The following is an 18837-nucleotide window of genomic DNA, read 5'->3' as shown; positions in this document are numbered from 1 at the left end:
AGCACCCTGTTCCGCCCTGATGTCTGGGGCGGATTGCCAAGGTTTGAAGTCCCGGGGCGTCTCACGTCTCGGCTTCCTTTCAGTGTGGCGAAACGGCTGGCAAGCGCCTACGCCACGGCTGCAATCCCCCTTACTCTACGTCAAAGAAAAAGCGACCGCAGCAATTTTTGCTGCGGTGCGGCGAAAGTTCGCCATTTTGTCTAACTTCGAGACTTCAGAAGCCCCGCGCAGCTATCCGATGTGGAAGAGGGTCGAGAACAGGCGCGGGTCCAGGCTGGCCGATACAAAAGTCGGGCCTTCGGTCAGAACCGACACCGCATCATGGCTATGCAAGCTTTCCTGATGGCTGGCCACCACCCGGAAATCACCAATATGGTGATCGGCCTGAAGCTCGGCGCAGAACAGACGGGCGGCGTCCTCGACAAAGATCGGATTGGCCGCGTTCAGCTCGGCAAAGGCTTGTTCATCCTCGCGCTTGACCATCACCTGCGTTTCCGTCGGCACCGCACGGCGGCAAAGCGCGATCAGGTCCTCGAACCACAGGCAATCCGCATCGCAATCGACAACGACCGAAATGCGCGCAACAGACCGCTGAGAGTGCGGCGTCGCCAGTTGACCGCGCGTAGACCGCGCATGTTCGCTCAGCTCGAGCGAGCACGGACAGGTCGAGGAGTAGACATAGTCCAGATGCATGATCTTCTGGCGCACGCCATTCTGTTCGACCAATTCCAGCGCAATGTCGTAATACTGGTAACCCTCCAGCCCCGAGCGCAGGCTCTTGATGCGATCCGGATAGGAAAACCGCATCTGGATACGCGCATCAAAGCTGTCCAGATCGGTCATGTAGTCATTCAGCGCGGCCTCCATGACCTCAAAGCTGAACGTGCGCTCGGCATGTTTGTAGAACGAGCGCATGATCCGGGACATGTTGATGCCCTTCTTTTCCGCCTCGAGGCTGACCGTGCCGGTAACGGATGTCTCCAGCGTCAGGTCGTCTCCATGCTTGCGGTGAAACCGGATCGGCAGGCGGAAATTCGAGATGCCCACATGCTGAATCTGTTGTTTCGCCCCGCGGATCAGACTGGACGGGCCATTCTGAAGATCGGGCAAAGTTGCGCGATAGGCATCATCGACCCGAAAATCTTCCGGATAGTCCCGCGACAGCGACGGGTAGTTCACTGGGACCAGTCCCGGCACCAGACGCGCAATCGCCGGATCAAGCTGGCTGATCTCGGCCTCGGTTGCGGTTTCGGCCCATTTGCGCAGCGTTTTCAGCGCGGCGGCGGCCTCATCATGGTCAGGTGCGTCATCAATGCTGCGGGGGTGCACGTTCATCGATCGGGGCTCCTCGGGTTGGTCGCCGGACTATATACAGGTTCGGCGCGTTTTCCAGTGTAACTGTATACGCGCCGAAACACAGCCCGGATCGAATTTACGTGAGGGACACGTGATTTGTGCCCCTCATCGTCAAGCTCGAAACGGCTGTAACAGGCAATTGGGCGCCGTTATTGTTGAGAAACGTCCAATGCGCGGCTGATATCGGCAAGCAGGTCGCCTGCATCCTCAAGACCGATGGACAGGCGGATCAGACCCGGCGTGATGCCCAGCTCATCCTTCTGCTCATCGCTCAACCGCTGATGCGTCGTCGTGGCTGGATGCGTCGCAATCGATTTGGCATCGCCTAGGTTGTTCGAGATCACCGGGATCGTCAGCGCATTCAGAAACGCAAACGCCGCGTCCTTGCCGCCCTTTATGTCCAGCGATAGAACCGTACCACCCTTGCCGCCCAGCTGTGTTTGAACCAGCGCGTTCTGCGCGTGGGTTTTCAGCCCCGGATACAAGGTGCGTTCCAACGCGGAGTGACCTTCCAGTGCCTCGGCCACGGTCTGAGCTGTCTCGGCCTGTGCGTTGACCCGCAGGGCCATCGTTTCCAGACCTTTGAGCATGATCCAGGCGTTGAACGGGCTGAGTGCACCGCCTGTATGCTTCATGTAGGGTTCAAGCGTACCGCGGATGAATTCCTTGGTGCCGATTACGACGCCGCCAAGCGCGCGCCCCTGCCCGTCAATATGCTTGGTCGCGGAATAGACGACCACATCGGCGCCCTGCTCGATCGCACGCGAGAAGACCGGCGTGGAAAAGACGTTGTCCACCACCACCAACGCCCCGACCGCATGGGCCAGTTTTGAAACGGCGGCGATGTCGATCACCTCGAGCGTCGGGTTCGACATGGATTCAAAGAATACCGCCTTGGTATCCGGACGGATCGCCGCCTTCCACGCGTCCAGATCGGTGCCGTCGACAAAGGTGACCTCAACCCCAAAACGGGTCAGGATGTTCTCCAGAATGTACAGGCACGACCCGAACAGGGCCTTGGCGGACACCACGTGGTCCCCGGCCTTCAGGATCGAGGTCAGCGCACCGTTAACTGCCGCCATACCGGACGCTGCCGCAAAAGCGTCTTCGCCCCCTTCCAGCGCAGCGATACGCTGTTCGAACATCGACACGGTCGGGTTGCCGTAGCGGGCATAGATGAACTCATCCGGGCCGGTCTCGATGAACCGTGCCTCGGCCTGCTCGGCGTTTTCATAGACGAAGCCCTGCGTCAGAAAGATCGCCTCGGACACCTCGTTATATTGGCTGCGACGGATGCCGCCGTGGACGGCTTGGGTGCGTTTGTTCCAGCTCTCGCTCATGTCATTCCTCTCGACCCTTGTCTGGCAAGGGCATCAAAAAAACCCCAGACGCGGTCAAGCGAAAGGGGCCTTTCATCCTGACCTTTTAGCGGTGTTGTTTAGCGTGGCCCGCAATCCGGTAACAAATCGCCACGTAGCGTTGTTGCCCATACGCCGCACTTGCGGACGCGTCAACCCTTGCAACGGCATCGTCACGGTTCTGCAACCGTCCATTCACCAAAGCGTCATAGCGTTGTGCCACATCGGCGCTACAACATCTTGTGTGAGGCAGAACAATGCCAGTAATCAGGATCAATGCCATCGGCAACACGTTCGCTCTGCACCGCAGCCCGCGATCTCCGCTAGGCACCTTGCAGCAAACGCACGACACCCAGGGGCCGGGCATCATCATGACCCACGGGTACAAATATCGCCCCGACGACGCCAAAGCCTGTCCGCACCGGCATATTCTGTCACTGCATCCCACGCAGATGCCCAGGCATTGCCCAAGCTGGCCGCAACAGTTGGGCTTCGGTTCGGGCTTTGACGACGAAGGGCTGGGCATCGCGTTCGGCTGGAATGCACAGGGGCCGCTCTGGGCTGTTCGCCGCCGCGCCGTCGAGGCTGGGCGCGCTTTGGCGGAGTTGATCCGCGAATTGCGCCACATGTATCCGAAACGCCCCATTCATTTCATCGGGCATTCGATGGGCACCGAACTCGCGCTCGAAGCCCTGTACCACGTCGCGCCCGGCTCACTGAACCGCATCATCTCGATGTCCGGCGCGGTGTATCAAAGCCGCACGCTGGGCGCGCTGGACACGCCTGCAGGCAAGATGGCCGAGTTCATCAACGTGACCAGCCGCGAAAACGACCTGTTCGATTTCCTGTATGAATGGATGATCCAACCGCCACAACGCGGCGACCGCAGCATCGGTGTCGGTTTTCAGGCTCCGAACGCGGTCACGCTACAGCTCGATTGCACCCATACGCTGGACCATCTGTCACGCACGATTTTCCCGGTCGGTGCTCCGCAAAGCCGCATTTGCCACTGGTCCAGCTATACCCGGCCCGGCATTCTGCGCGTTTACAACGCCCTGCTGCGCAACGAGGACCGGCTGAGCCTGCCCCTGCTGCGCAACGGCATTCCCAAAGCATCGTCCCGCCGCTGGTCACGGCTTTTTGCACTGCCTCGTCCCAATGGTCTCTTGCCGTTTGCACAGAAAGCCTCATGATCCCTTCAAGCTGAGGAGGCACCATGATCGACCTGTATTTCTGGCCCACGCCAAACGGCTGGAAGGCATCCATCGCGCTGGAAGAGATGGAGCTGCCCTATACCACCCATCTGATCAACATCGGCAAGGGCGATCAGTTCGACCCCGAGTTTCTGAAGATTTCACCGAACAACCGGATGCCTGCCATCGTCGATCCCGATGGCCCGGATGGCGCCCCGGTCTCGGTCTTCGAAAGCGGCGCGATCCTGATGTATCTGGCGCGCAAGACCGGCAAGTTCTATGGCAAAACCGAGCGTGACCGGATCGCCGTCGAGGAATGGCTGATGTGGCAGATGGGCGGCGTCGGTCCGATGGCTGGTCAGGCGCATCACTTCCTGAAGTACGCCCCGCAACTGGACCCGCCGCAGGACCTGCCCTACGCCCAAGACCGCTACCGCACCGAGGTCGGACGTCTATACGGCGTGCTCGACCGGCGGCTGGCCGAGAACGAATATGTCGCGGGCAATTTCTATTCCATCGCCGACATATCGATCTGGGGCTGGGCCAGTCTGTGGGAAGGTCAGCAACAGGTGCTTGAGGACAAACCCCATTTCACCCGCTGGCTTGAAACTGTCAGCGCCCGCCCCGGCGTTCAGGCCGGTCGCGCGCTGCATGCCGAGTTGCGAGGGGATCATCGAGACAAGCAATCGCAGGGGGTTTTGTTCAAGCGGTAAGGCATGTTGATCCAATGTCAGTTCTGAGCCCCAACCTGCCATTCCTGAGCAATCTGATTGTTGTAACCGCACTCCGTTGGTTTGGTCGGGAAGCTGACCTTCGATTTTGGATTACTTCGCAATTGACCTGCCTCTCCTTGTCCTGTTCTGCGTTAGACAGAATCAATACCTTTATTGCCCTTCATCGCATCAAGGCTTGTAACGTGCGTATTCGAACTCCATATACGCAGGGCTAACGTTTTTCTTTTTCGACCTGCTGTCTCCCAAATTCGGCGTTCAGTCTTTCGATTCAGACCGACCGCGCCGAGTCGCCGCAATAATGCGGGCGGCAAACATTTAGGAGACTTTGACCATGGCAAATGGCACAGTAAAATGGTTCAACTCAACCAAAGGTTTTGGATTTATCGAGCCTGAAGATGGCAAGCGCGATGTGTTTGTGCATATCTCGGCGATTGAACGTTCCGGCCTCAGTGAACTGAAGGATGGCCAGAAGGTCACTTTTGACGTGGAAGCTGGTCGTGACGGGCGTGAAAGTGCCGCCAATCTGGCACTCGCCTGACCTCATGCGGGCATCCTCGCGGGTGCCCGTTTGCTCAATGGGCTCCTAAGAGCCTTTGGAGAACAATCAAGTTGCAACCGCAGGAATGGACCCGTGCGCTCGCGCAATACCGCGTGCCCGATACGAAGCGCAGTGCCTTCGAGCTTGCAGTCACACTTCTCCCCTTATTGGCACTATGGGCCGCGGCGTGGTTTACGTTATCCATCAGTGTCTGGGGCGCTATCCTGCTGGCCGTCCTGAATGCCGCCTTTCTGGTGCGTATCTTCATAATCATGCATGATTGTGGGCATGGATCGTTCTTTAGAAACCGATCCGCCTGCACTTGGACAGGCCGGGTTCTGGGTGTTCTCACCCTAACACCATATGATGTTTGGCGGCAAAGCCACGCAATTCACCACTCTTCGACCGGTAACCTTGATCGGCGTGGGATGGGTGACATCCCGACATTGACCGTTGAGGAATACCGGAAGCGGAAGTGGTACGGGCGGGCCGCTTATCGGGTAATCCGAAATCCCATTTTCCTGTTCGGTATCGTGCCGGTCTATACGTTCTTTCTTCAAAACCGCTTGCCGGTGGGCTTCATGCGGTCGGGCTGGCTGTATTGGGCCAGTGCAATGGGCACAAACGCAGCAGTTGCAGGGTTGTTGGCATTGGCCTATTGGGCCGGAGGCTTGGATGTATTGGTTTTTGTTTTCCTGCCAACCATGATTGTCGCCTCGTCGATTGGTATTTGGCTGTTCTACATTCAACACCAGTTTGAACACACAACCTGGGACCGCGAAAAGGGGTGGAACCTACAGGAGGCCGCATTCTTCGGCAGTTCTCACTATGCCTTGCCCGGCATCCTGCGCTGGTTCTCAGCCAATATTGGGGTGCACCATGTCCACCACCTTGCCAGCCGGATACCATTTTACCGGCTAAACGAAGTTTTGCGTGACCATTCTGAGTTAGAGGGATGCCAGCGCATCACCCTCTATGAAAGCTTGCACTGCGCACGACTACATCTCTGGCACGAAGAAGGTCGGCGCTTGCTGACATTCTCTGAGGCCTTGTCGAGTGCGGGTTCCAAACAACTGTCAGTGCAGTCTGGCACGCACTAGGTAGGCTTCAATTGTGTCACCCCCAAGGGCGCGAATGGCCTCCAATCGGTGCAGACCTTCGATCAACACAAACCTCTTGCTGTCAGCGCGCAATTGGATCGGGGTCGTCTGGCCGTTCTTCAATATATCTTCGGCAAGCGTCAGAACTTTATTCTGATCAAGTGTTTTTGCACGTTTTACAGGCACGTAGATCAATTCAAGCGGATATGGTCTTTTCTCTAGCATAAACTACCTGTGCAACCTTTCGTGCTTTTGGTCAGGTTCGGATTCCCGTTCGACAGCGGGCGCTGGTACGTACATCAAAGTACCGAACGAACAGCGCGGCGCAGTTCCTGATGCATGATCCAAGTTGCTGGTTCATCGTCACTTTCGATATGAGAAAACGCCAGTATCTGAGCAGCGCCATCATTCTGTTCCGATCCGGTCTCGGGAAGATCGAGATCAAGGTATTCCGCGATTAACAGCCCTACTTTTTTAAAGGCCTTGAGGGACGCCCCGCGCGATTTGTGACCGGCTGCCTGAGAGAGCTGACCAACAGTCAGACCTTCCTTTCCTGCGATTGAAAGCGCTCTGAGCATAGCAACCTGCGCCGGTGTAAACCTGATTTGGCGCAATGCTTCTGTGTATTCTCTTTCGCTGGGAACATGGGTGCCGGAGCTTCCCTCCAAACGGCGTTGAGTGCTGCGTTTCCGGTCACGTTCTTCAAGAATTTCCTTTAACGCCTCGATAGCCATTGCCGGTGTTTCACCAACTGCGTCAGCAATCATGGTTTGTGTTTTGGCCGGTGGCTTGGGGAACGCCCGCGCAACGCTGTTACCGCTTAGAATGCCGGCTTTTATCAGGTATTTTCCGAACTCTTCTTCAATAACACCGGATACGTCGGCATTCCGCGATTTTCGAACACTTCGATCCTGAAATTCTCGCTGTTCCATTCCAAGAGCTGATGCCTTTGTGCTCTGAAGACTGATTTGAGGGGCTTTATTGCGCATCAGAAAATCACCACGACAACAACTGTCGCCACAAATACCAATGACGCGATAAAAAATTTGATTCCGTAAGTTAGGCGACGAACCCTTTCGGCGTTGGGCTTCCTGCCCAAATTTTCGTCAATCGAGTCTAGAGTCACAGTTTGTTCCTTCCGGCTCTTTCGTTGCGGCGGCGATTTACAAAAGCCTATTGCCGCGGCAAATTTTCAGCGCATGTATCGTTCTGGCGATTGAAGGGTTGATTGCATTCCCATCCATCCCCTCTTCGGTTCAAATGAGCGTTTGATGGAACGATGATTGCTGTGCATTTGTCTTGGGCTGTGCGGAAACCACGCTCGCATTTCCATCCGGTATGGGTATCTGACGTAAGGTATGCGTGATCAGGAACGGCCACAGGTTCGCAGCCACTTTCCGTAGCTTTGAACCCTCTCAGGCACACCCAACCATCTGCGCTGTTCTTATCGGTCAGGCGACCGTTCAGAGGAACTTCTATAGCAACACAGTTCGGACCCTCTTTGCGAAATCCCCAGTCGCAATGTGCTTCTTGCACACCAAATCGGGTATCAACGAACCCGTTTTCCGGTGCGATCACTTCCTCACACTCTTCACCAATACGTCGATACAATCGATTGCAGGTCCACCGATCTCCTGTTGAAGCGAGGAAGGCATTTTCAGGAATTGCTATTTCCTCACAGGTATCCCCTATACGCTGGAATCCGTGATTGCATTCCCAGCCTCGGCCATAGGAACTGCCTGTCAAATATGCGTTTTCAGGTACGTTTTCTTTTCGGCACGATACGCCCCCATTTTCGTAACCTTCGTCACAAACCAATCCGTCAGCATTTTCAGCCAATTGAGAGGTTGCAGGCGCCACCTGAGCAGAAAGCTGCGTTACCGAAATCAACACGAGTAATGTCAGGGACAAACACGAAACATCGCGCGAACGTTTGATTGAAGTCAGGTTAAAGCGGTGCCTGGGGCCTGAACTATCAGGCATCAGACACGCAGTTTATGAGCCACATACTGTTCATTTATCGCCTTCTTTCATGTGTCGTTCGTCGTCTGAAAAATATCAGGAGACGATTGCGAACGTTTGCGAGTAACGAGTTCGTTCCGAACACCCCAGCGAAACCCGTTCGTATGCTGGGGTACATGCTACAGTTGTTCTGAAGGCCATTGGATCATCGAAGTCGGCAGCATCGCGACGACGAGTAAATTTCACCAATGCATTCTTGTGGATCTTACCCAGAATAGAGTCAAGGACGTTTCCTACGTCGCAAGGCCAGCAACACTTGGATGGATAGCTTTTGAAACAAGCACGAGACCAAGCAGCAATGTGAGCAATCGGATAGCCAAAAGCTAAGTAGTCACTTTAGGCAAACTCACTACACTTCGCTAAACTCGCTTTCTTCACAAAAGAGGAAGTAGATTGATACCTATCTGACTTTTCATCATCGCACCCATCGCGTTCCTGTGCCGAACGACAATGACGGCGGGTTGGTTAATGGATGGTAAACGACTCCTATTTGTGAACTCTCGAATGTAGGCTCTGAGCCCAAACTCTTGCATATCGCCCGATAATCTTCTTCGTGCTGTCTAGTTCCGATACCGGAATCGATTGGAGGATTACTGGCTCCAATTCGGCAAAAAGTTGTACTAGCATCTCGTTTCGACTGCCAACCAGCCATGGAGCAAATCGAATAACGTGCGGCCCGTTCTTCCTTTTGCCGAGCTCGTTGAGGGCCATATTAACCAGTGATGACTTCCCTGATCCCCAAGCGCCCTCGACCCCGACGACAAATCCCTGACCCAGGTCATTTTGGAGAAATGCTGTCGCCAGATGGTGGGCAATACCTCTGAATCCTAGCCTGTCGCGCTCGGAGCAACTAAGTGGCTTATCGTTGATCAACTCAAGTATTCCCGATGCTAATGTTACGGATTTTGCAGTTTATTCAAGATGAACCGCGCCCACCATTCTACCATTGCATGCGCGTGAAGGAGGCTGGAACCGTTTAAAGCGAGTCGTCAATAGGAATACTCAATCAGCATTCGTCATCCGTCGGGAAAGTCCGCTTAACTGCACAACCCGTCGTTCTGGTTATTGGACGCTGCAAGCGTGGCGAATGGCAGCTATGTGGCCCGTCCAGCCAGTTCATGATCGTACAGCGAACGTCTGTTCTGTCCGCATAGCGGACCTACCCCTCCCCCCGCACCAGTACATCCAGCATGCCCGAGATATCCTCGACCTCTTCCGCGATCACGTGGGTCACCGAATGCGCCCGCTGCATCCGGCCAATGACCTTCAGCAACCGACCTGAGATCACCGCGCGGCGGAATTGCTCGTAGATCTTGCGCCAGACCACCACGTTCACGATTCCGGTCTCATCCTCAAGCGTCAGGAAGATCACTCCTTTGGCCGTTCCCGGCCTCTGCCGCAGGATCACCAGCCCGGCCACGGCAACGCGCGCGCCTTCGGGCGGGTCGTCCAGCCGGTCAGAGGGCAGACAGGCAGGCGGGCGCGGCCAATCCCGGTTTGAAACCGCAGGGCGAACAGGGGCAACAAGCATAAGAACAAAGATAGAACAAACCACAGGAAAGTCCAGACGCGGCGTGATGAGTCGCAAATGAGGCTGGAAAGACCTAAATGCCTTCACTAAGGAAGAATTCGACAATCGAAAAAGGAAGACGCACGCAATGGCAAAGATCACCTATGTCGAGCACAGCGGTACCGAACATACAGTCGAGGTCGCCAATGGGCTGACCGTCATGGAAGGCGCCCGTGACAACAACATCCCCGGCATCGAGGCCGATTGCGGCGGCGCCTGCGCCTGTTCGACCTGCCATGTCTACCTCCACCCCGACTGGGTCGAGAAAGTTCCGGCTAAGGACGACATGGAAGAAGACATGCTGGACTTTGCCTATGAGCCCGACCCCGCCCGCTCGCGCCTGACCTGCCAGATCAAGGTCACGGATGAGCTAGACGGACTGGTGGTACAGATGCCCGAAAAACAGATCTGATGATCTCCAAAGCGCCGCGCCTGCCCACCCGCCTGTGGCAATGTCGGGCACGCGGCGCGCTGCTGGCGTTGTGCCTGTGGTTTGCGGGGGAAGCTCCCTCAATTGCCGAAACAGTCGCAAGCGCCCGCTTTACAGAACCCACCACACGCTACGCTCATGGTGTCCTGGGCGATAACATCGAGTACGGCGCGCTGGAATTGACGGTCCAAAGCGGCACACTCATCATTCGACTGCCCTCGGACCGGGTGTTTGAAGACCTGGCTCCACGGCTCGTAGATATAGACTTGGATGACACATCAGAGGTCATCGTCGTTGAATCTCACAATCGAACAGGCGCTCAACTGGCGATCTATGACAGTGGTGGCAGGAAAATCGCCGCCACGCCTCATATCGGCACCCGCTTTCGCTGGCTGGCACCGATTGGCGCTGCTGATTTGGACGGCGACGGTTATGTGGAAATTGCCTATATCGACCGGCCTCATTTGGCCAAGACCCTGCGCATCTGGCGCTACAAAGGTGGTGAACTGACCGAGGTCGCCGCCCTGCCCGGCCTGACCAACCATCGCATCGGTGACGACTTCATCACCGGCGGGATCAAAGATTGCGGCACCGGCCCTGAAATGATTGTTGTCAGCGCTGATTGGCAACAGATCGTCAGCATCAACCATGAAAAAGATTGGAAAACGCGGACATTATCCCCGTTTAGCCGCAATGCAATGAAACAGGCTTTGACCTGTTAAAACTAGACCCAACCGCAGCCCGCGCCAGCGGGCTGCCCGGCCCAAGGCCTTTGACCTTGCGTCTTTGATGCAGCGTCAGGTCGCGGGAGGCTTTGGAATCAAAGCGCCCGCCAGCCGATATCGCGGCGAAAGAACCCATCCGGCCAGTCGACACCGTCTACCATTGCATAGGCCCGGTCCCGTGCTTCCTGCAGTGTCCCGCCCCGCGCGGTAACGTTCAGGACGCGACCACCCGAGGCCAGTACCTGCCCGTCCGAGGCTTTGGTTCCGGCGTGGAACACCATATTCCCGCTATCCTCGGGCAAGTCTTCCAGTCCTTTGATCACGCTGCCCTTCTGATACGAGCCCGGATACCCATTTGCCGCCATCACAACGGTCAGGGCGTGATCGTCTGCCCAATTGACCCGAGCCTCACCCAGTCGGCCTTCGGCAGCGGCGTGCATCAGGTCCATCGCCTGCGCGCCCAGACGCATCATCAGAACCTGGCATTCAGGATCGCCAAACCGCACATTGTATTCCACCAGACGGGGCTGGCCGTCCTTGATCATCAGTCCGGCATAGAGAACACCCTGAAACGGCATTCCGCGCCGTTTCATCTCGGCTACGGTGGGTTTGATGATCTCTTCCATCGCGCGGGCTTCAATCTCGGCGCTCAGAACCGGTGCCGGGGAATAGGCCCCCATGCCCCCGGTGTTCAGGCCCGTATCGCCCTCCCCCACGCGCTTGTGGTCCTGCGCGGTGCCAACGGACAGGATGTCCTCACCGTCGCACAACACAAACAGCGACGCTTCTTCACCCTCCATGAACTCCTCGATGACCACTTCGGCTCCTGCGCCGCCAAAAGCGCCACCGAACATGTCGTCAATGGCCTCCAGCGCGGTTTGCTCGTCCATCGCCACGATCACGCCCTTGCCCGCAGCCAGACCGTCAGCCTTGACCACAATCGGTGCGCCCTGTTCACGGATGTACTCTTTTGCCGGGTCGGCCTCGGTGAACCGCGCGTAAGCCGCCGTCGGAGCACCCGACGCATCGCAGATTTCCTTGGTAAAGCTTTTCGAGGCCTCCAATTGCGCCGCCTCCGCCGAGGGGCCGAACACCAGCACGTCCGCTTCGCGCAGACGATCCGCCACACCGGCGGCCAGAGGGGCCTCGGGGCCAACGATCACGAAATCAATCGCATTTTCTTCAGCAAAGCTGACGACCGCCCCGCCGTTTTCGATATCCAATGCGGCACACTCCGCGATCTGCGCAATCCCGGCATTGCCCGGCGCCACGATCAGACGGTCACATTTGGGGTTCTGCATCACCGCCCAGGCCAGGCTGTGTTCCCGCCCACCACTGCCGAGAATGAGGATATTCATAACTGCTCTCCGATCTGCTTGGCCTCGCCTTGCGGGCGTTCTAAGCTGGGCGGGCATTTGACACAAGGCGCTGAAATGTCCGACCTGCTAGACGACCCCATTCCCGGCCAAAACACCCCTGAATACACTGTTTCGGACATCTCGGGCGAGGTGAAACGGACACTCGAAGGCACCTTCGGCCGAATCCGTGTGCGTGGAGAGGTCGGGCGCGTATTCAAGGCGCGCTCGGGGCATTTGTATTACGACATCAAGGATGACCGGAACGTGCTGGCCTGCACCACGTGGAAAGGTCAGATTTCGGGCCTATCCGTCGTGCCGGAAGAAGGGCTTGAGGTTGTCGTCACCGGGCGTTTGACCGCCTTTGGGGCGCAGTCGAAATACAACCTGAACGTCGATGAGGTCGCGGTCGCCGGGCAAGGCGCGCTGATGGCTTTGCTGGAAAAACGCAAGAAGCAGCTAGAATCCGAAGGGCTGTTTGCACCGGAACGCAAGAAGCCCCTGCCTTACCTGCCGCAGATCGTCGGCGTAGTGACCTCACCTTCGGGTGCGGTGATCCGGGACATTCTGCACCGCCTGCGCGACCGCTTTCCGCGCAAGGTGCTGATCTGGCCGGTGGCCGTTCAGGGATCGAACTGCGCCCCCGAGGTCGCCAATGCGATCAAGGGCTTCAACCAACTGACACCGGGCGGATCCCTGCCTCGCCCCGATCTGATCATCGTCGCCCGGGGAGGTGGATCGATCGAAGACCTCTGGGGCTTTAACGAAGAGATCGTGGCACGCGCTGCTGCAGCCTCGGATATTCCGCTGATCTCGGCCGTCGGGCACGAAACAGATACAACTCTGATCGACTACATCTCAGACCGTCGCGCACCAACCCCGACCGCAGCTGCCGAGCTTGCCGTGCCTGTAAGGATGGAGTTGCTGGCCTGGACCGGCGAACAGGGCGCGCGCTTGTCCCGCGCTGCGACAGATGCGGTGCAACGGCGATTCCAACGGTTGCGCGACTTGTCCCGTGCCTTGCCACGCCCTGACAGCTTGTTGAACACTCCGCGTCAACGGCTTGATTTGATTGCAGATCGCCTGACGCCGGCACTGGAACGCGGCGTTCAAAACCGCCATCTGCAAGTGGTCAAACTGTCGGCCCATCTGCGCCCATCAACCCTGCGCAACCTCGTGGCAAGCCGCCAGGAAGCGGTGCGCAACCTGTCCTCGCGCCTGTCCCTGCGCCCCATTCAGCGTGAGATCGAGGTGCAGCGCCAGACCATCACCCGGCTGGCCGAGCGGATGAACGCGGCGCAGACAACGCGGATGGATCGGATGCGGCAACAGCTGACCGCAACGGATCGGCTGCGCGAAACGCTCAGCTACAAGGCCACGCTGCAGCGCGGCTATGCCGTGGTCCGCGCTGAAGATCAGGTGCTGACGACGAAAAAGCAGGCCGAGAAGCACAGTTCACTCCAGATCGAGTTCGCTGATGGCGTATTGTCCACCGGCCAGTCCGCCGCTCATCGGCCAGCCCTCAAGAAAACCCCGAAAAAGGACGCGCCAGACCAAGGCTCACTCTTCTGAGGGAGGTTTACACCCCGACTTCCGGCCCATAGCAAAGCATCTCTTCACCGATATCCTGGGCCTCATAGAGTTCCGTCTGCGCCGGGTCGCCTTCGAACTGAGCGATCAGACCATTCCCTGACCGGGTAAAGACCCAACATTGCGGGGCCAGACGATCTTCGTAGATGAAACAGATCTGCTCGTCCTTCTCATACCAGACGCCTTCCTTGCAATTGCCATCCAGAAACGACCAGATGACGCGGCGGTTGGGCAAATAGCGCTCGACCCCGTAAACCTTTCCCTGAAAGCCGTAAAACAGAGTTTTCCCGCGTGTATAGTCATCGAAATCCGACGCCGTCAGGGCCGGTTGGGCCGTAGCTGAAAACGCGGGCAGCAGAAGAAGAATCGCTAGGTATCTGAACATGAGCGTATTGTGTCAGATGCGATTGCCCCGTGCCATTGCCATTTCCGCAAAACGTCCTGCCTTAACGTCACCGGTTGAGGTGAACCAACAACCCGTAACATGCTGCAAAAAAACGGGAGGGAGTTTCATGACAACCGCAATGTTCTGGCTCGCAGGTCTCTGCGCACTGGCCTATCTGCCCCTGTCGCCACGCCCCGCCAACGCCTTGCGGTCACTGCTGAAAACCGCATCCGTAGCCCTGTTGGCCGTGATCGCCTTTCTGGATGCAGCACCGCTACTACTGGTTCTGGCGCTCGCCTTGTGCGCCCTGGGCGACGCGCTGTTGTCGCGCGAGACCGACAGCACCTTCATGGCTGGCATCGGGGCCTTTGCGGCCGGGCATCTGGCCTATATCGCATTGTTCCTGACCCATCCCGCCAGCGATCCCGCATTGATTTTCGACAGGCCCGCGTTGTTCTGGTCGCTCATCATACTTGGGATCATGGCCGCCACCCTGCTCGCCCCGCGTGCCGGGGATCTCAAAATCCCTGTTCTCGCCTACATCCCGATCATTCTGGGGATGGGCATAACTGTTCTGGCACTGCCCGAAACCGGCGCCCTGCGCTGGGCCCTGCCCGCCGCATTGGCCTTCATCGCGTCCGACCTGATCCTGGCGACGGAAAAGTTCCTGCTGCCCGCGGACCATCCGGCCCTAAAGGTCACGCCCTATCTGGTCTGGCCGCTCTATTGGTGTGCGCAGGCTGGTTTGCTGATCGCGTTTCTCTGACCCTTTGCAACTGCCGCAAATCCGCATTAGGTGAAGGGAACACCTGCGGAGACCAAAAATGGCGTTTTTCTCAAAGCTCAAGGACAAGCTGTTCAAATCCTCGTCCCGCCTCGAACAGGGGCTGGAGGCTATTGTTGAGGATGGTGGAGAGGAAACAACCGCCCCCGACCCCATCATCCCCGAGCCCGAGCCGCAGCCGGAACCCGTGCCGGAAGTTCCGCAACCGGTCCCCGAAGTGCCGGAACCCGCGCCAGTACCGCAGCCGGTCGAGGTGCCAGAACCCGCACCCGTCGATCCGACCCCTGCCCCACCTCCGCCCGAGGCTGCGCCCTCCAAGGGCGTGTTGGGCCGCTTGTTCGGACGCAGCGAGACCAAAACCGCCTTGCGCCGCACCTTGGACGACGACATGCTGGAACAGCTCGAAGAGCTGCTGATCGCCTCGGACATGGGCGTCGATACCGCCCTGCGCGTCACCGCGAACATGGCCGAGGGGCGTTATGGCCGCAAACTCTCGACCCAGGAAATCAAACAGCTCCTGGCGCAAGAAGTTGCCCGCGTGATGGAGCCGGTGGCCAAGCCCCTGCCCATCTACCCCAAACGCCCACAGGTGGTGCTGGTGGTCGGCGTCAACGGATCGGGCAAGACAACCACAATCGGCAAGCTGGCCAGCCAGTTCAAATCGGCCGGCAAAAAAGTCGTGATCGCCGCCGGAGACACCTTCCGCGCCGCCGCTGTTGAACAGCTGCAGGTTTGGGGTGAACGTGCCGGCGTCCCGGTCCTGACTGCCCCCGAAGGGTCCGACCCCGCCAGCCTCGCCTTCGATGCGCTGACCAAAGCGCAGCAAGAGGGCGCCGACCTGCTGATGATCGACACCGCAGGCCGCCTGCAAAACCGCGCCGACCTGATGGAGGAACTGGCCAAGATCGTCCGCGTCATCCGCAAGGTGGACGAATCCGCACCGCACAACACTCTGCTGGTGCTGGACGCCACCACCGGCCAAAACGCTCTGAGTCAGGTGGAAACCTTCCGCAACCTGGCCGATGTCTCGGGTCTGGTCATGACCAAACTCGACGGCACCGCCAAGGGCGGCGTGCTGGTCGCGCTGGCAGACAAGTTTGGCCTGCCTATCCACGCCATCGGCGTCGGAGAACAAATCGACGATCTCGCCCCCTTCGACCCGGAAGAATTCGCCGCCGCCCTCACCGGTCTGGACCAAAGCTGATCCGCCTCTTCATCTGGCTAAAAATACCTTCCGGGGGTCTGGGGGTGGAAAACCCCCAGCCTCTCCACCCAGCACAAAGATCTGACACTTGAGCGACTGGCTGATCTCACTCGAAGGCACCGAAGCAGGCCACCAACTCGCGCTGGGGCTGGCCCTGATGGCAGCCTTCCTGCATGCGGTCTTTGGAGCCCTGCAAAAGGGCCGCCACGATCCGTGGATGTCACGCGGTGCCATCGACGCCAGCTATTGTCTGCTGGCCGCACCTTTCGCCTTCTTCGTGGTACCGTGGCCCGAGCCTTATATGTGGCCGATTTTTGCAACGGTGTGGGTAATCCACATCGCCTATAAAATCCTGCAGGCCATGGCCTATACCAAGGGCTCATACACGGTCGTCTACCCGGTTGTCCGTGGCACCGGCCCCCTTTTTACCGTCATCGGTGCCTATCTGCTGTTCGGAGAGACCTTCACTGGCACCCAATGGTTCGGCGTAGCCGTTCTGTTGGCCGGAATTTTCGGGTTGGCCGCCTATAATTTCCGGTTTCTCGAGACCAACCGCGAAACACTGGGCATCGCACTGGTACTGGCGGTCGCGACCGGTTTGTTCGTCGCGCTTTACACAACCTACGACGCTTACGGCATCCGCGCCACCGCAGACCCGTTTACCTTTCTGGCCTGGTTCTTCATGATCGACGGCGCGGCAATGCCGATCTACGCCTTCCTCCGATGGCGCGCCATGATCAACCGCCCGGCTATCGGCCCCCTGATGTTGCGCGGGTTGGCAGGCGGCATCATCGCGCCTCTGTCTTTCGGAGCTATCATGCTGGCCACACGGCTCGACAAGGTTGGCGAAGCCGCCGTCCTGCGGGAAACTTCGACCGTTTTTGCCGCCCTCATAGGCTGGCTTGTCCTGAAGGAAACCGTAGGACCAAGACGGATCGCGCTGATGGCATTGATTGCACTCGGCGCCGTAATAGTTGAAATGGGCGGGTAAACAGCAGGAAACCGTTATGACAGGCAAAAAAGAAATCAATCCGTTTCTGAAACAGGTGCTGGAACTTGGCCCCCCGCTGGCCTTCTTCTTCATCTACCTGCGCCTGCGTGACGACAGCTTCCTGATCGGCGGCATCGAATATTCCGGCTTTATCGTCGCCACGATCCTCTTTGTGCCGCTGATGCTGGCCGCCATGGGGGTCCTCTGGTACCTGACGGGCAAGCTCAGCCGGATACAGATTTTCACCGCAATCATGGTCATTTTCTTCGGCGGCCTGACCGCCTGGTTCAATGACGAGCGGTTCTTCAAGATGAAGACAACACTGGTCTACGGCTTCTTTTCGATCATGCTCGGCATAGGCCTGCTGCAGGGCAAATCCTACCTTGCCTATGTCCTGGACGAGATGCTGCCAATGCGCCACGAGGGATGGATGATCCTGACGCGGCGCCTTTGTGGCTGTTTCGCGGTTCTGGCAGTGGCCAACGAATTTGTCTGGCGCACGATGTCGACCGACCTGTGGGTCAAGATCGAGACATTCGGTTTCCCCATCGCATTGATGGTATTTCTGATGCTGCAATTCAATCTGCTGCAAAGTTACATGGACGACCCCGACCACCAATAGGCGAGCAGATACACCCGCACCTCGCGCCAAGGGATAACTGAGTTTTGCGCTGTTCCCAGACGTAAGGCTGGAACAAACAGACGAAAATCCTTGGCTAAACGCCAAAGCTGTGGAAAGTTGTGACACCACTCACAGCCGGAGCACCCGAAACTCATGACGGCTTTCCCAGACACTGGCTTTCTGTCCGAAGCGTCAGACAGGCTGAAAGCCATGCTATCTGCGCAGGCGACAGAAATTTCTCTGGAGCGTGGCGAGGTTCTGTTCGAACAGGGCGACGAAGGCGATGCCCTGTTTGCCATCCTCGAAGGCACGCTCGAAGTGTCCTTTCTGGCCATGAGCGGCCGCAAACTGTCCCTGACCCTGATGCGGCCCGGAGAGATTTTTGGCGAGATTGCCCTTTTTGACAGCGGGCCCCGCACCGCTACCATCGCGGCCGCCGAACAGTCCCGCGTGTTGCGGGTCCGTCAGGGCGATGTGATGGAACAGATTCGGCAGCATCCCGACCTTGCGGTTGACCTGATCCGTCTGGCCGGCCTGCGTATGCGGTGGATGGGATCGCAACTGAACGAACAGGTCTTTCTGCCGATGCCGATCCGCTTGGCCCGCAAACTGCTGCACCTGTCCGGGCTGCAGGATGACCCGTCCACCCGGATCACCCTGTCGCAAAGCGAACTGGCCGAGTTTGTGGGGGCCACGCGAGAAGCGGTCTCCAAGACCATTTCCACCTGGAAGCGCGACAACGTGGTCGAAGCATCACGCGGCGGGCTGATGATCCAGGACTTCGAGGCGCTTCGGGAATTGGCCGAGTCCGACCTGATCTGACCCCTGTGACCTGCTTCACAGACCCCGGATGGCGTTAAGCCTATCGTCATAACTGTTA

The 18837-nt window shown here is 57.9% G+C and carries 21 protein-coding genes and 1 riboswitch; of the genes, 12 read left to right on the top strand and 9 right to left on the bottom strand.

Annotated elements, in window-relative coordinates; all coding sequences use genetic code 11:
* Nucleotides 1-231: 231 nt before the first annotated feature.
* On the bottom strand, nucleotides 232-1335 hold the full coding sequence (gene folE2 / locus GOX88_RS00575) for a GTP cyclohydrolase FolE2 (protein ID WP_170397766.1): 1104 nt from the start codon (nucleotides 1333-1335) through the stop codon (nucleotides 232-234).
* Between the two features lie 170 nt (nucleotides 1336-1505).
* Entirely contained in the window at nucleotides 1506-2696 is a 1191-nt protein-coding gene (gene metZ, locus GOX88_RS00570) for an O-succinylhomoserine sulfhydrylase (RefSeq protein WP_170397763.1), read from the bottom strand.
* 65 nt (nucleotides 2697-2761) lie between these two features.
* Nucleotides 2762-2839: riboswitch (SAM riboswitch) on the bottom strand.
* A gap of 132 nt (nucleotides 2840-2971) precedes the next feature.
* Here metZ and GOX88_RS00565 point away from each other — a divergent pair.
* The 4 genes from GOX88_RS00565 to GOX88_RS00550 all read left to right on the top strand — a co-directional run bounded on the left by GOX88_RS00565 (nucleotide 2972) and on the right by GOX88_RS00550 (nucleotide 6279).
* Nucleotides 2972-3907, top strand: a complete 936-nt coding sequence (locus GOX88_RS00565) for an alpha/beta fold hydrolase (RefSeq protein ID WP_170397760.1) — start codon at nucleotides 2972-2974, stop codon at nucleotides 3905-3907.
* Nucleotides 3908-3930: 23 nt separating this feature from the next.
* On the top strand, nucleotides 3931-4620 hold the full coding sequence (locus GOX88_RS00560) for a glutathione S-transferase N-terminal domain-containing protein (protein WP_170397756.1): 690 nt from the start codon (nucleotides 3931-3933) through the stop codon (nucleotides 4618-4620).
* Between the two features lie 352 nt (nucleotides 4621-4972).
* Nucleotides 4973-5179, top strand: coding sequence for a cold-shock protein (locus GOX88_RS00555; protein WP_170382448.1), 207 nt, complete (start codon nucleotides 4973-4975; stop codon nucleotides 5177-5179).
* Nucleotides 5180-5250: 71 nt separating this feature from the next.
* Nucleotides 5251-6279 carry a fatty acid desaturase gene (locus GOX88_RS00550; protein ID WP_170397753.1) on the top strand — a complete coding sequence of 343 codons (1029 nt, stop codon included), beginning with the start codon at nucleotides 5251-5253 and terminating at the stop codon, nucleotides 6277-6279.
* On the opposite strand, the gene GOX88_RS00545 is transcribed toward GOX88_RS00550, so the two are convergent.
* The 5 genes from GOX88_RS00545 to GOX88_RS00525 form a co-directional block, all read right to left on the bottom strand.
* Nucleotides 6256-6504, bottom strand: a complete 249-nt coding sequence (locus GOX88_RS00545) for a ParB N-terminal domain-containing protein (protein WP_058281766.1) — start codon at nucleotides 6502-6504, stop codon at nucleotides 6256-6258. The two genes, GOX88_RS00550 and GOX88_RS00545, sit on opposite strands and share 24 nt — an antisense overlap.
* Nucleotides 6505-6578: 74 nt before the next feature.
* Entirely contained in the window at nucleotides 6579-7268 is a 690-nt protein-coding gene (locus tag GOX88_RS00540; RefSeq protein WP_170397750.1) for a hypothetical protein, read from the bottom strand.
* Nucleotides 7269-7452: 184 nt separating this feature from the next.
* Entirely contained in the window at nucleotides 7453-8262 is an 810-nt protein-coding gene (locus tag GOX88_RS00535; RefSeq protein WP_170397747.1) for a hypothetical protein, read from the bottom strand.
* Between the two features lie 525 nt (nucleotides 8263-8787).
* On the bottom strand, nucleotides 8788-9174 hold the full coding sequence (locus tag GOX88_RS23685; RefSeq protein WP_170397744.1) for a P-loop NTPase fold protein: 387 nt from the start codon (nucleotides 9172-9174) through the stop codon (nucleotides 8788-8790).
* A gap of 286 nt (nucleotides 9175-9460) precedes the next feature.
* Complete coding sequence (locus tag GOX88_RS00525) at nucleotides 9461-9832, bottom strand: OB-fold nucleic acid binding domain-containing protein (RefSeq protein WP_170397741.1); 372 nt, start codon at nucleotides 9830-9832, stop codon at nucleotides 9461-9463.
* 127 nt (nucleotides 9833-9959) lie between these two features.
* Between GOX88_RS00525 and GOX88_RS00520 the strand changes: the two genes are divergently transcribed.
* Nucleotides 9960-10283, top strand: a complete 324-nt coding sequence (locus tag GOX88_RS00520; RefSeq protein ID WP_170324526.1) for a 2Fe-2S iron-sulfur cluster-binding protein — start codon at nucleotides 9960-9962, stop codon at nucleotides 10281-10283.
* The gene (locus tag GOX88_RS00515; RefSeq protein ID WP_174826008.1) at nucleotides 10283-11023 is read left to right on the top strand and encodes an FG-GAP repeat domain-containing protein; all 741 of its coding nucleotides are present in this window, start codon (nucleotides 10283-10285) and stop codon (nucleotides 11021-11023) included. Before GOX88_RS00520 ends, GOX88_RS00515 begins: the two co-directional genes overlap by 1 nt.
* A gap of 98 nt (nucleotides 11024-11121) precedes the next feature.
* Here the strand turns inward: GOX88_RS00515 and purD are convergent, their stop codons facing one another.
* Entirely contained in the window at nucleotides 11122-12384 is a 1263-nt protein-coding gene (gene purD / locus GOX88_RS00510; RefSeq protein WP_170397738.1) for a phosphoribosylamine--glycine ligase, read from the bottom strand.
* Nucleotides 12385-12459: 75 nt separating this feature from the next.
* On the opposite strand from purD, the gene xseA reads away from it, so the two are divergent.
* Nucleotides 12460-13953 carry an exodeoxyribonuclease VII large subunit gene (xseA, locus tag GOX88_RS00505; protein ID WP_170397735.1) on the top strand — a complete coding sequence of 498 codons (1494 nt, stop codon included), beginning with the start codon at nucleotides 12460-12462 and terminating at the stop codon, nucleotides 13951-13953.
* A 7-nt stretch (nucleotides 13954-13960) separates the two neighbouring features.
* Here xseA and GOX88_RS00500 read toward each other — a convergent pair whose 3' ends face one another.
* Nucleotides 13961-14356 (bottom strand): hypothetical protein, encoded by a 396-nt coding sequence (locus GOX88_RS00500; RefSeq protein WP_170397733.1) that lies wholly within the window; start codon nucleotides 14354-14356, stop codon nucleotides 13961-13963.
* A 127-nt stretch (nucleotides 14357-14483) separates the two neighbouring features.
* Between GOX88_RS00500 and GOX88_RS00495 the strand changes: the two genes are divergently transcribed.
* The 5 genes from GOX88_RS00495 to GOX88_RS00475 all read left to right on the top strand — a co-directional run bounded on the left by GOX88_RS00495 (nucleotide 14484) and on the right by GOX88_RS00475 (nucleotide 18779).
* Complete coding sequence (locus tag GOX88_RS00495; protein WP_170397731.1) at nucleotides 14484-15122, top strand: lysoplasmalogenase family protein; 639 nt, start codon at nucleotides 14484-14486, stop codon at nucleotides 15120-15122.
* A 58-nt stretch (nucleotides 15123-15180) separates the two neighbouring features.
* Nucleotides 15181-16344, top strand: coding sequence for a signal recognition particle-docking protein FtsY (gene ftsY / locus GOX88_RS00490; RefSeq protein WP_170397726.1), 1164 nt, complete (start codon nucleotides 15181-15183; stop codon nucleotides 16342-16344).
* 88 nt (nucleotides 16345-16432) lie between these two features.
* Nucleotides 16433-17335: an EamA family transporter gene (locus GOX88_RS00485; RefSeq protein ID WP_170397723.1), complete on the top strand. Its 903-nt coding sequence runs from the start codon at nucleotides 16433-16435 to the stop codon at nucleotides 17333-17335.
* Nucleotides 17336-17351: 16 nt separating this feature from the next.
* Entirely contained in the window at nucleotides 17352-17957 is a 606-nt protein-coding gene (locus GOX88_RS00480; protein WP_170397720.1) for an inner membrane-spanning protein YciB, read from the top strand.
* Between the two features lie 153 nt (nucleotides 17958-18110).
* Nucleotides 18111-18779: a Crp/Fnr family transcriptional regulator gene (locus GOX88_RS00475; protein WP_170324517.1), complete on the top strand. Its 669-nt coding sequence runs from the start codon at nucleotides 18111-18113 to the stop codon at nucleotides 18777-18779.
* Nucleotides 18780-18837: the final 58 nt, after the last annotated feature.

The organism is Ruegeria arenilitoris, from assembly GCF_013030985.1.
Classification (GTDB): domain Bacteria; phylum Pseudomonadota; class Alphaproteobacteria; order Rhodobacterales; family Rhodobacteraceae; genus Ruegeria; species Ruegeria arenilitoris_B.
The sequence above is the reverse complement of the archived record's forward strand: the minus strand, read 5'-3'. Positions and strand labels throughout refer to the sequence as shown.

Coding starts and splice junctions, on each gene's coding strand:
- ftsY (WP_170397726.1), top strand. CDS start 15,181: ATGGCGTTTTTCTCAAAGCTCAAGGACAAGCTGTTCAAATCCTCGTCC.
- GOX88_RS00545 (WP_058281766.1), bottom strand. CDS start 6,504: ATGCTAGAGAAAAGACCATATCCGCTTGAATTGATCTACGTGCCTGTA.
- GOX88_RS00535 (WP_170397747.1), bottom strand. CDS start 8,262: ATGCCTGATAGTTCAGGCCCCAGGCACCGCTTTAACCTGACTTCAATC.
- GOX88_RS00500 (WP_170397733.1), bottom strand. CDS start 14,356: ATGTTCAGATACCTAGCGATTCTTCTTCTGCTGCCCGCGTTTTCAGCT.
- GOX88_RS00560 (WP_170397756.1), top strand. CDS start 3,931: ATGATCGACCTGTATTTCTGGCCCACGCCAAACGGCTGGAAGGCATCC.
- GOX88_RS00565 (WP_170397760.1), top strand. CDS start 2,972: ATGCCAGTAATCAGGATCAATGCCATCGGCAACACGTTCGCTCTGCAC.
- GOX88_RS00515 (WP_174826008.1), top strand. CDS start 10,283: ATGATCTCCAAAGCGCCGCGCCTGCCCACCCGCCTGTGGCAATGTCGG.
- GOX88_RS00475 (WP_170324517.1), top strand. CDS start 18,111: ATGACGGCTTTCCCAGACACTGGCTTTCTGTCCGAAGCGTCAGACAGG.
- GOX88_RS00525 (WP_170397741.1), bottom strand. CDS start 9,832: ATGCTTGTTGCCCCTGTTCGCCCTGCGGTTTCAAACCGGGATTGGCCG.
- GOX88_RS00480 (WP_170397720.1), top strand. CDS start 17,352: ATGACAGGCAAAAAAGAAATCAATCCGTTTCTGAAACAGGTGCTGGAA.
- GOX88_RS00540 (WP_170397750.1), bottom strand. CDS start 7,268: ATGCGCAATAAAGCCCCTCAAATCAGTCTTCAGAGCACAAAGGCATCA.
- GOX88_RS00555 (WP_170382448.1), top strand. CDS start 4,973: ATGGCAAATGGCACAGTAAAATGGTTCAACTCAACCAAAGGTTTTGGA.
- metZ (WP_170397763.1), bottom strand. CDS start 2,696: ATGAGCGAGAGCTGGAACAAACGCACCCAAGCCGTCCACGGCGGCATC.
- xseA (WP_170397735.1), top strand. CDS start 12,460: ATGTCCGACCTGCTAGACGACCCCATTCCCGGCCAAAACACCCCTGAA.
- GOX88_RS00495 (WP_170397731.1), top strand. CDS start 14,484: ATGACAACCGCAATGTTCTGGCTCGCAGGTCTCTGCGCACTGGCCTAT.
- purD (WP_170397738.1), bottom strand. CDS start 12,384: ATGAATATCCTCATTCTCGGCAGTGGTGGGCGGGAACACAGCCTGGCC.
- GOX88_RS00520 (WP_170324526.1), top strand. CDS start 9,960: ATGGCAAAGATCACCTATGTCGAGCACAGCGGTACCGAACATACAGTC.
- folE2 (WP_170397766.1), bottom strand. CDS start 1,335: ATGAACGTGCACCCCCGCAGCATTGATGACGCACCTGACCATGATGAG.